This window comes from Pseudomonas sp. DWP3-1-3b3 (assembly GCF_049896305.1).
Classification (GTDB): Bacteria; Pseudomonadota; Gammaproteobacteria; order Pseudomonadales; family Pseudomonadaceae; genus Aquipseudomonas; species Aquipseudomonas azotoformans_A.
Window position 1 is genome coordinate 593202 of the sequence record NZ_JAFCUA010000004.1, and the last position, 11339, is coordinate 604540.

Annotated in this window: 5 protein-coding genes; 2 read left to right on the plus strand and 3 right to left on the minus strand. The window is 60.7% G+C overall.

The window, feature by feature from the left end; translation table 11 throughout:
* Nucleotide 1 precedes the first annotated feature (1 nt).
* The 3 genes from ACP7BX_RS16190 to ACP7BX_RS16200 all read right to left on the minus strand — a co-directional run bounded on the left by ACP7BX_RS16190 (nucleotide 2) and on the right by ACP7BX_RS16200 (nucleotide 9014).
* A complete protein-coding gene (locus tag ACP7BX_RS16190) occupies nucleotides 2-4693 on the minus strand; it encodes an RHS repeat-associated core domain-containing protein (RefSeq protein ID WP_426197805.1) in 4692 nt (1563 codons plus the stop codon).
* 128 nt (nucleotides 4694-4821) lie between these two features.
* Entirely contained in the window at nucleotides 4822-7905 is a 3084-nt protein-coding gene (locus tag ACP7BX_RS16195; protein WP_426132131.1) for an efflux RND transporter permease subunit, read from the minus strand.
* Nucleotides 7906-7907: 2 nt separating this feature from the next.
* The gene (locus ACP7BX_RS16200) at nucleotides 7908-9014 is read right to left on the minus strand and encodes an efflux RND transporter periplasmic adaptor subunit (RefSeq protein ID WP_426132132.1); all 1107 of its coding nucleotides are present in this window, start codon (nucleotides 9012-9014) and stop codon (nucleotides 7908-7910) included.
* Between the two features lie 103 nt (nucleotides 9015-9117).
* Here ACP7BX_RS16200 and ACP7BX_RS16205 point away from each other — a divergent pair, with 103 nt between their 5' ends.
* Both ACP7BX_RS16205 and ACP7BX_RS16210 read left to right on the plus strand, forming a co-directional pair.
* A complete protein-coding gene (locus ACP7BX_RS16205) occupies nucleotides 9118-10323 on the plus strand; it encodes a multidrug effflux MFS transporter (protein WP_061436743.1) in 1206 nt (401 codons plus the stop codon).
* Nucleotides 10324-10399: 76 nt separating this feature from the next.
* Nucleotides 10400-11266 (plus strand): pirin family protein, encoded by an 867-nt coding sequence (locus ACP7BX_RS16210; RefSeq protein WP_426132133.1) that lies wholly within the window; start codon nucleotides 10400-10402, stop codon nucleotides 11264-11266.
* The last annotated feature ends 73 nt before the right edge of the window (nucleotides 11267-11339 follow it).

Below are 11339 nucleotides of genomic sequence, written 5' to 3' on the forward strand. Positions count from 1 at the left end.
TTTATTTCCTGTTTGGGTTCGGGATCGAATATCCTATATAACTTCCATCGGCTTTGACTGGTGTGGCTCCTAGAACGTCCTCGGGACTTATTTTGTGGTGAATGGCAAATTCTTTTTCTTTTGGATATGGTGTCTGGTTACCTAGTTCTAGGTTTATATCATGTCCCTCGATACTTTTAAGCGTGTACAAATAACCCTTCTTCTCTCCGTAGCTGGTAGCAAAGGTGATACCTACTGTACGAAGGGGCGATGTACTAATAAAGTTGCTTGGCGGGTCATCGCTGTCAACGGCGTGCAAATATAGGTCCTCGCTGTTACCTTTGCTTTTAAACCCATTTTTAAATACCTCGCTTGGGGGGATTTTATCTCCGCGGAAAAGGTATTCCTCATCTCGATTTGGAACCGGTGGATTGGGCTCCGATTTCGTAATTGGCGCTTGTACTGAAGACTCTGGAGGGCCAGATGTGGGTTTGCATCCCCCTTCACCTGGACATCTGTTCAAACCCAGTGGATCCACCCATCCCGTAGGATTGGGTACGTATTGGTACGTATTAATCCCGCCCGCCAGCTTCACCGGATCCGGTGTCAGATAGCGACCAATATCCGGATTGTAGTAGCGATGACGGTTGTAGTGCAGTCCGCTTTCTTGATCGAAGTATTGACCCTGGAAGCGCAGCGGATTGTCGACTTGTCCTATGTCGAGACGGCTGATTTCACCGTAGGCGCGATAGTGCGCGGACCAGACGATTTCGCCATCCGGGGCGGTGATTTCCTGCGGCGTACCGAGATGGTCGAGTTGGTAGTGGTAGGGTTTGGTTTCCTTTGGACCAAAGCCTTCCAGCAGTGCCAACGGCCTGAAGCTGTCAGGCTCGTATAGGTAGCTGCGGTGGCGATCCGCGTGGTGTTCGGCGATGAGTTTGTCGCCCTGCCAGAAGAACTCGGTAGTTGTGCCATCAACGGTCTTGCTGATCCGACGACCAAACGGATCATAGCGATAGCTGGCAGTCTGGCCGTTGGGCTTTTTAATCCCGATCAGCCGGTGCTGGCAGTCGTAGCGGTATTCGGTGACGAGTTGGTGGCCTTTGCCGCGCCGTTCGCGAATGAGGTTGCCGAAGGCGTCATAGTCGTAGTGGTGGTCGCCTTGGATCATCAGGCGATTGCCCGCCACGATGTCCGGGCCGGGGCGGTCTTGCATGAGCAGATTGCCAGCCGGGTCGTGGGCAAAGTGCTCTTGCTCGCCTTGGGAGTGGTCGGCGCGGGTGAGGCGGTTGAGTGGGTCGTAGTGGTAGTGGTGCTCGCCTTTGTGGGTGTCGAGCAGGCGGGTGAGGTTGCCGGCTTTGTCGTAGTCGTAGTGGCGTTGGTAAAGGGTATGTTGCTGTTGGGTGATGGCGTGGGCGTGCAGGCGTTGCTGGTCGTCGTAGTGGTAATGGCTGAGCAGTTGGCCTTGTTGGCGCTGGTGTTCCTGGCCGGCTTTGAACAGGTGGGAGGTCAGGGTTTCACCGTTCAGTTCGACGGTGGCTAGGTGGCCGCCTTTGTCGTGGTTGAACACCACTCGGTTGTTGTCCGGCAGACGTAGATTTTGCAAGTGGCCGCAGGCGTCGTAGCCATAGCGCTGCGTGCCCCAGCCTTGGTGTTCGGCGGTGAGACGGTTTTGGCTGTCGTACTCGTAGGCCAGCGCCCAGTGGCCGTCTTCGACGCTTAGGAGATTGCCCTGGCGGTCGTAGGCGTAATCGACCAAGTTGCCGTCGGGCAGGGTTTTTCGTACGAGGCGTCCGGCATAGTCGCGCTCATAACGTGTAACCAGTTGACTACCGTCATCACCGTGTTCGGTCTTTTCCTGAAGGTTGCCGTTGAGGTCGTAGATGTAAGCCGTGCGCTGCCCATCAAATCCGGTTTCCTGTTGGATCAGGCCGTTGGCGTGATACTGGAGCCGGTAGGTTTCACCCACCTCATTTTCGATCTCGGTGAGCAACAACCTGACGTTGTCGTAACGGTATTTGACCTGGCTGCCATCAGCATTGATGCGACGACTGATCAGGTGCAGGCTGTCGGCGTATTCGTAGCGGGTGACCTGGCCGAGTTCATCGCGTTCGGAGGTGATTTTTCCGTATGGGTTGTAGCTGTATTCCCGTGTGGCACCGCCAGGCTGAATCAATTTCAGCAAGCGGCCTGCGGCGTCCCATTGATACTGGGTCAGCGCGCCATGCTCGTCCTCACGCGCAACTTGCCGTCCAAGGTCGTCATAGCGATAGCGCTTGATTCCGCCATTCGGCAACTGCTCTTCAAGCAAGTGCCCGCGCTCATTCCAGAGCAGCCGATGACAGCTGTGATCCGGCAGCCAAACCTGCGTCAGTTGCCCGCGTGTGTTGTAGCTGTAGTCAGTCGAATGGCCGTCAGGATCGGTCCTACGCGTAACGTCGCCCTGGTCATTACGCTCATATTTCCAAACCGCTTCACCACGCCGCATAACCCGTACGAACCCATCGTCATGCTCGTAGGTCGTCGGCTCATCACCCCCAGGAAACAACGCCACCAAACGCCCAGCTTCGTCGTACTGATACGCCGTGATCGCCCCCAGTGGATCCTGCTCAACCGTCAGCCGACCTTTCTCATCGTAGGATTTGAAGTGCTCAGCCCCATCCGGATCCACCCGCTGCACCAGCCGCGCCCGCTGGTCATGCACATAGACTTCCTGACTGCCATCGGCGTTAAACACCGTGACCTGGCCGTTGTCATCCCAGGCATACCGCGTGTCCATCTGCGAGAAACTGGCCCAATGCCGGACACACCGCGCGGCCTTGCCAGTCCTTTCCCACGCCCAAAAGAAACTCGCCCCACCGGCCAAGCCACGCTCAAGAATGACGTGCTGCTCGTCATACCGATAAACCTCACTTTCGCCTACCGCATTGGTCGCGCAAACCAGCCGCCCAAGATTGTCATAGGCGTAGGAAACAACGTTCTGCTCCGTCACCCAGACAAACGGACCGTCATCCACCGCCCGCTCAATCTGGTAATCCACCGCCACAATGCGGCCCGACGCATAGCGCAAAAACAGCGAGCGCCCCACGCCGTTATCCAGCCGCTCAATCTGCCCCAGGTAGTTACGGAAAATGCGCAGCCGGTTGTCATACACATCGCTGATCGCCGTCAGCACACCGTCGCGGAAGTGGTAGAAACGTGCCCCTTGAGACAGGACCAATTCATCGGGTAAAGCGCCCAGATAAATCGCCGCTTCGGCCAGGCTATTGGTAATCGCCGGCCGAGAAACCGTGGGCAAGGGCAGGGTAGTCGACCGATTTTCATGATCGGTCCACACCACCGAATCACCGGAAACACTCAGCCGATGCGCCAGCGAGTGACCCCAGCCAAACCCCAGCCCGCAATCCACTTCCACCGCACTGGTGCGGTACAAGCGGGTCCACTCAAACGGCAAGATCCCGTCCAGCGTTCCGTCGGTGAGCGTCAGCAGTTCCTCACCCGTGACCATCGACACTGGGCAGCCGTTAGTGGCCGTCTTGTCCGACGACGCCGCCGCATCCCCCGCCGGGTTTCGAGCAGAAGCTGGCACATCATCCACATGCTCCGCCTGCTTCAGCACTGCGTTCTGCCGCGCCTTCCAGCGCATCTGCAGCCTGCCTTGCTTCAACCCACCAACCACACCGCGAACCGCGACCGCCTTATAGCGATCCACGGCCTGCATGAACTTCGTCAGGATCCCCAAAAGCCCCCTGACAAAACCCACCGCCGCCTCAAGAATCCGCCCGCCATACTTGGCCAACCGCAGACTCAAATACGCCACACCCGCCGCTGGCAAGGCGAGGGTCAACACCACGCCAATCACCAGATCAATCAGCAACGACACCACAAAGCCAGTCGCCATCTCAGCCATTTCACCGGGCGGCAACGCGTCCAGCCAGATCATCGCCGTGCGCAGCATCAGGAACAGCGCCGCCTCATCACTGGCCAGCAGCATCGCCTGTTCCATGACCTTGGGTGCATCGGTGGCGAGCTGCGCCAATTTGGCCGCTTCTGTGCCCAGCTGTTCGACATAATTCAATGGGTCATCAAGAATCGCCTGTACGAGCTTGATGCTGTCCCACACATCACGAATCGCCGCCCAACTGCCCGCCAGTACGCCGCTGCCAATCGCACTGGCGGTGGACTGCTCCCAATGCGGTTTAAAACCCGACCACTCAGACCGAAGCCACTGCTCAAGGTCACCGGTCAGCCCCGCGTAAGAGGCAAACAACGCGTCCACTTGCTCAGTAGAAACGCCCCCCTGCACCCGCACTTGATAGCGTCCGCCCGCCGCGCAGCGGTGCGAACCCTTGCCTTGGTCATCCAGCATGACCACAGCGGAACTGCCGTCATCCAGCCCGATCACCTCCACCGGGATATTGCCGATCGGCACGTCATACACCGACTCGAACAGGCTCTCGATCTTCAGTTCGCCGCCCACCGGGCACTGGGCCACGGTGGAAAAGTCAGCATCCGCAATACTCACCGCCCGCTGCGAATCCCCCACCCGCAACACCCGATCCATCCCCAGCAGCGACGGCATATCCAGCCCATGGCTCACCGAATCCAGCGCACGCGAGTACCATGCGTCCATCTGCTGGCGATAAATCACCAGGCTCTGATGGAAACCATCCAGCTCAAATTCAATCAGGGCAATGTGGGAAGGGTGGGTCATCGGCGCCGACTCCCCACAGATGACGCGCAAAAAGGCAAAGCACTAAAAAGAAAATCCATCCGCAATCCCTCGCACTGTGTATTCAGGCGAGGGACTTTGCGGACCTTTTCAGGGGAGGGGAGTAGCGCTTATCCGGCAGTTACGTGGGATTTTTCGACAATCCTCGTCTTCTCCCGCCCCAGCACCAGACTGCACAGCGCCGGCAAGAACAACAGCGTCAACAGCGTGCCCACCAACACTCCGCCGATCAGCACGTAAGCCAGGGACGACCAGAACACCGACAGTGTCAGCGGGATAAACGCCAGCGCCGCCGCCAGTGCAGTCAGGATCACCGGCCGTGCACGGCGCACCGTCGCTTCAACGATGGCTTCGCGAATCGCCATGCCGTGCTCCTGGTTCTGGCGGATCTGGTCGGTAAAAATCAGCGTGTTGCGCATCAGGATCCCGCCAATCCCGATCAAGCCCAGGATCGCGTTGAAGCCGAACGGCTGGTTGAACAGCAGCAAGGTCGGCACCGCGCCAATCAAGCCCCGCGGTGCCGTGGCGAAGACCATGAACATCACGCCGAACGAGCGCACCTGGAACATGATCACCGTCAGCGTCAGCAGGATCATGATCGGGAACAGCGCGGCCAGGGCGACGTTGGCCTTGGCGCTTTCTTCCACCGGGCCGCCGATGTCGATCTGGTAACCGGCGGGCAGCGTGGCGATCAGCGGTTGCAGGTCTTTGTACACGGCCATTTCCACGTCGGGCGGTTGTACACCGTCGATGATGTCGGCGCGCACTTCCACGGTGGTCGCGCGGTTGCGACGCTTGAGGATGGGCTCTTCCATCACTGCCTGGAAATGCCCGACCTGGGCCAATGGCACCGAGGTGCCGGCGCTGTTGGTCAGGGTCATGTTGTTGAGGTTGCCGAGGTCTTCGCGTTGGCTGCCCTGGGCGCGGGCGACCACGGAGACGGTGCGGTTGCCCTCACGCACTTCGGTGATCGGGTTGCCGCTGAGCAAGGCATTGAGCTGGGACTTGACCTCGTTGGGGGTGAAACCCAACAAACGCAGGCGGTCTTGATCCAGCACCAGGCGATAACCACTGGTGCGCTCGCCCCAATCGAGGAAGGCGTCCTTGGTCAGTTTGTTGGCGGCGACCACTTTGCGCACGTCTTCGGAGACGCCGCGCAGCACATCCACATTGGGGCCGGACACACGGAACACCACCGGGAACGGCACGGGCGGGCCGAACAGCAACTGCGTCACGCGCACCCGGGCCGCAGGAAATTCACCGGCCGCAATGCGTTCACGCATGCGCAGTTTCAAAGCGTCGCGGGCGTGGGAGTCCGGGGTCTGCACGATCAGCTTGGCAAACGCCGGGTCCGGCAGTTCGGGGTTCAGCGACAGGAAGAAGCGTGGTGCGCCGCCGCCCACGTAGGTGTCGACCAGGGTGGTTTGCGGCTCTTGCAGCAGGGCTTTTTCCAGCTGCGCGGCCACTGCTTCGGTGCTTTTGAAGGCACTGCCGGGCGGCATGTACACCTCAAGAATCAACTCGGAACGGTCGGAGTTGGGGAAGAACTGCTTCTTCACCACGCCCATGCCCAGCACGCACAGCACAAACGCCGCCACCACCAGGCCCGTGACCAGCCAGCGCCCACGCACGCAGGCTTCGACCAAGCTACGCAACTTCTGGTAGTAACGCCCGGCATAGATTGCATCATGGCCGCCCGGCACCGGCTTGATTTTCGGCAGCAGTTTCACCCCCAGATACGGCGTGAACACCACGGCCACCAGCCAGGACGAGATCAGCGCAAACCCGATGATCCAGAAGATATTGCCGGCATATTCCCCGGCACCGGAACGGGCAAAGCCCACCGGCAGAAAGCCGATGATGGTGACCAGCGTGCCGGTCAGCATCGGTGCCGCCGTGGAACTCCAGGCAAAGGTGGCGGCGTGAATCCGGTCGAAACCTTCCTCAAGCTTCACCACCATCATTTCAATGGCGATGATCGCGTCATCCACCAGCAAACCCAGGGAAATGATCAGCGCGCCGAGGGTGATGCGGTCGAATTCGCGCCCGGTCAGCAGCATGATCACAAACACTACCGACAAGGTCAGCGGCACCGCTGCCGCCACCACCAGGCCCACACGGAAACCCAGGGCCAACAGGCTGATCACCATCACCACCGCGAGGGCGACGAAGAATTTCAGCATGAATTCGTTCACCGCCAGGCTGATGTTTTTCGCCTGGTCGGAGACCTTGGCGAAGTTCACGCCCAGCGGCAGGTCGGCCTGGATCCTGGCTTCCTGGGCCTTGAGGCTCTTGTCCAATTCGAGGCCGTTCCAGTGTTTCTCCATGATCACGCCCAGCATCAACGCGGGGTCGCCCTGATGGCGGATGCGGTAGCTGGGCGGGTCTTCATAACCACGGCTGACGGTGGCCACGTCGGCGATGCGCAACACGCGGCCATTGACTTCCAGCGGCACGTTTTCAATCAGCGACAGGCTGTCGAACGCACCGTCGATCCGGATATAGGCGCGGGCCCCGGCGGTCTCGACGAAGCCTGACGGCGCCACGGCGTTTTGTGCGGCCAATGCAGAAAATATCTGATCCGGCTTGATGCCCAGGGTTGCCAGACGCTCGTAGGAAAACTCCACGAACACCCGCTGCGCCTGCTCGCCAAGGATATTGACCTTCTTCACCCCCGGCAGGTTGAGCAAACCCTGGCGCAGGTCTTCGGCCATCTGCACCTGTTGCCGATGGGGCAGGTGTTCGGCCTCCAGGGCGTACAGCGCGAAGTACACATCGGAATATTCATCGTTGAAGAATGGTCCGATCACGCCCTTGGGCAGCTTCGCGGCTTCATCACTGAGTTTTTTGCGGGTCTGGTAGAACAGGTCCTGGATTTCGCTGGGGCGCGTGGACTCCTTGTAGGTCATGCGCATCGACACGAACCCCGGTTGGGCGATGGTCTCGACGCGGTCGTAGTAGTCCAGTTCCTGCAGGCGTTTTTCCAGGCGGTCGGCCACCTGTTCCTGCATTTCCTGGGCGGTGGCGCCGGGCCAGGCGGCGGTGATGGTCATCACTTTGACGGTGAAAGACGGGTCTTCGGCGCGACCCAGCTTGCCGAACGAGAAGATCCCTGCCGCCAGGATCGCGATGATCAGGAACAGCGTGACCGCGCGATGCTTGACCGCCAGTTCCGAGAGGTTGATACCGCGCATGCTCAGTTGTCCTGTTTGCGGTTGAGGGCCAGTACTTGCGCGGGCAGCAGGCGCACGGCGTCACCGCTGTGCAACAGGTGTGCGCCGAGGGCAACGATGATCTGGCCGGGGGCAACACCACTGTTGAGCAGCGCGTCTTCCTGGCCGAGGCTGGCGACGTTCACGGGAGCGAAACTGACTTTGTCGTCCGCGCCGATCAGCCACACGCCGGTGCCTTGTCCCGAGTCCTGCAGTGCGCCAATGGGCACGCGGGTTTGCTGGGCCTGGCCGTTGCCTTGCAGGCGTACGGTGATGGTGGAACCGAGGGCGAAGCGGTCGACGGCACCGTGCAGCACGTAGCGGGCGCGGTAGGTGCGGGTGGTCGGGTCGGCGCTGGCAGAAAGTTCGCGCAACGTGGCGGTCACCGCCTGGTCCGGGGCGCCGAAGGGGAAGGCCAGGGCTTTTTGTGAGGCTTGGTCGCGCTGGTTTTCTGGCAGGTTGACGATGGCTTCGCGGGCGCCGTCATGGGCCAGGCGCGCAACAATCTGCCCTTCGGCGACCACCTGGCCGCGATCCACACGCACGTCGGTGATGATGCCGTCGCCATCGGCCTTGAGCACGGAGTAGGTGCGACGGTTTTCGATCTGGCTGGCGTCGGATTGCGCCGAGGCCAACTCGGCTTCGGCGACGCGCAGGTTGGTCGCGGACTGGTCGAAGATCTGCCGCGACACGGCGCCAGTGTTGGCCAGGCGCTGGTAGCGGTTTTCATCGTCGCGGCGCTGGCGCAGTTGGGCCTGGGCGGCGTTGACGCGGTTTTTCGCCGAGCGCAGGGCCAGTTCGAAGTCGCCGATGTCCAGCACCAGCAGCGTGTCGCCACGGGAAACATGCTGGCCGGGATCGACCTTGCGTTCGATGACCTTGCCGCCGACCCGGAAACCCAGGTCGCTTTCGGTACGTGCTGCGACCACGCCGGTATAGGCGCTTTGCTGAGTGCCGGCGGCTTCGACTTTGGCGGCGAGGACCGGGCGCGGCTGAGGCACTTCGGCGGCGGTGTCGGCCTTGCTGTTGCAACCGTTGAGGACGATCAACAGGGCCAGGGGCGTGAGAAGACGCAAGGGAAGAGGGTGCATGGCGGGCTCCGGGGGGTAACCATTGGGCAAAAAATTATGGACATAATTTTTTACGCATATTATGGTCGAAATATAAATTAATCCAGCCCCCCGGATGCTCCCCATGAGAAACGCCCCGGTCCCCTCGCGAAGCCTGTTGTTTTTACTGGTGGCCCTGACGGCACTGGGTGAGGTTTCAACCCAATTGATCATTCCCGGCCTCGGCGCCATCGAGCAGGCACTCGCGGCGCCAGCCGGTTCGGCACTCATGGCGCTGTCGGCCTTCGTGGCGGCTTTCGGCCTTGGGCAGTTGCTGTTCGGCCCGCTGTCGGACCGCATTGGCCGGCGCCCGGTGTTGATCGGCGGCCTGGTGCTGTACGTGCTGGCGACCTTGTCGATGCTGCTGGTCCACGACATCCACCAGTTCATCGCCGCCCGCGTGCTGCAAGGTCTGGGCGCCTGCGCCGCGTTGGTACTCGCACGCACGGTGGTGCGGGATGTGTGGAAGGCCGAGGCGGGGCCTGCACTGGCCCTGACCATGATCGGCATGCTCTACGCCATTGTGGTGGCACCGATGGTCGGTGGCCTGTTGATCAAACTGTTCGGCTGGCACGCGCCGATCGTCCTGGCGCTGGTGATTGGCAGCGTGGTGTTACTGCTGGCCTTGCTGTTCTTTCGCGAGAGCAACCACTTCCTCGATCCCAAGGCCGGTCACTGGCGCACCCTCGGCGGGCAGTACCTGGATCTGCTCAAGGGCCGCCAATACCGTGCGTTCGCCGTGGCCTTGGCGTGCACCTACGGCGCCATGTTTGCGGTGATCGCCGGTTCTTCGGCGGTGTTCATCAATCTGCTGGGCTTCAGCACGCTTGAGTACGGCATCAATTTCGGCCTGATCGTGTCGATGCTGATCGTCGGTTCCACCTACACCCGACGCAACATCATGCGTCTGGGCCCGCAGCGGATTGTGGCGATGGGCGTGACGATGGTCGCCGTCGGCGGTGTGTCCGCGTTGGTCATTTATGCGCTGTTCGGCCTGTCGGTACTCGGCCTGGATATTCCGATCGCACTGGTCACGCTTGGCGGCGGCCTGGTGTTGCCGGGCTCGGTCACCGGCGGCGTCATGCCCAACGCGCACCGCGCTGGCCTGGCGGCAGGCCTGATGGGGTTTGCGCAGATGTTCGGCGCCACCTGCAGCGGTGTATTACTGAGCCAACTGCGCGATGGCAGTGCCGCGCCGATGATCATCATCCAGGCCTGTTTTGCGCTGACGGCCTTTGTCGCGTTTCATCTGCTGCGTCAGCGCCAAGTCAAGGGATTGTCCTATACGTAGGACGATCCAAGCTGCTTTTGCCGGCTAGTGCTCAACCGCCAGCCGACTTATGGTGTAAGCACTTTGGAGGTACACCATGAAAAAGCTTATCGGCATCTACACCAGCCCTCGTGCCCATTGGGTCGGCGATGGTTTCCCGGTGCGCACGCTGTTTTCCTACGACACCCTGGGCAAACACATCAGCCCATTCCTGCTGCTGGATCACGCCGGTCCAGCGGATTTTACCCCGACCGAACAACGTCGCGGTGTCGGCCAACATCCTCATCGCGGCTTTGAGACGGTGACCATCGTCTACGATGGCGAAGTCGAACACCGCGATTCCACCGGAGCTGGTGGCACCATCGGCCCCGGCGACGTGCAATGGATGACGGCCGCCAAAGGCATTCTCCACGAAGAGTTCCACTCCGAAGCCTTTGCCCGCAGCGGCGGCGCGCTGGAGATGGTGCAACTGTGGGTCAACCTGCCGGCCAAGGACAAAATGGCCGACGCCGGTTACCAGACCATTGTCGACGGTGACATTCCGGTACTGCCACTGGCCGACGACGCCGGGCAACTGCGCCTGATTGCCGGTGAGTTTGCTGGCACCCAAGGCCCGGCGCGTACGTTTACGCCCATCGACGTGTGGGACTTGCGCCTCAACGCCGGCAAACCCGTCACATTGGACCTGCACGAAGGACGTAACACCGCCCTGGTGATCCTGCGCGGCACGGTCTTGGTCAATGGCGAGGAAGTTGCGCGCCAAGGGCAATTGGCGCTGTTTGAGCGTGATGGTCGCCAGCTGATATTGGAGGCCAACGACGACGCCAAGGTGTTGCTGCTCAGTGGCGAACCCATCGACGAACCCATCGTCGGGCATGGGCCGTTTGTGATGAATACCGAGCAGGAAATTCATCAGGCGTTTGCCGATTTCCAGTCCGGTAAATTCGGCCAGATGCACATCTGACAGTTCGCCGCAAAACCCTGTGGGAGCTGGCTTGCCTGCGATCGCATCAGCGCGGTGTCACTCATACACCGAG

Excerpts from the sequence above, each read along its gene's own strand:
- ACP7BX_RS16190 (WP_426197805.1), bottom strand. The coding sequence starts at position 4,693 with ATGACCCACCCTTCCCACATTGCCCTGATTGAATTTGAGCTGGATGGT.
- ACP7BX_RS16195 (WP_426132131.1), bottom strand. The coding sequence starts at position 7,905 with ATGCGCGGTATCAACCTCTCGGAACTGGCGGTCAAGCATCGCGCGGTC.
- ACP7BX_RS16200 (WP_426132132.1), bottom strand. The coding sequence starts at position 9,014 with ATGCACCCTCTTCCCTTGCGTCTTCTCACGCCCCTGGCCCTGTTGATC.
- ACP7BX_RS16205 (WP_061436743.1), top strand. The coding sequence starts at position 9,118 with ATGAGAAACGCCCCGGTCCCCTCGCGAAGCCTGTTGTTTTTACTGGTG.
- ACP7BX_RS16210 (WP_426132133.1), top strand. The coding sequence starts at position 10,400 with ATGAAAAAGCTTATCGGCATCTACACCAGCCCTCGTGCCCATTGGGTC.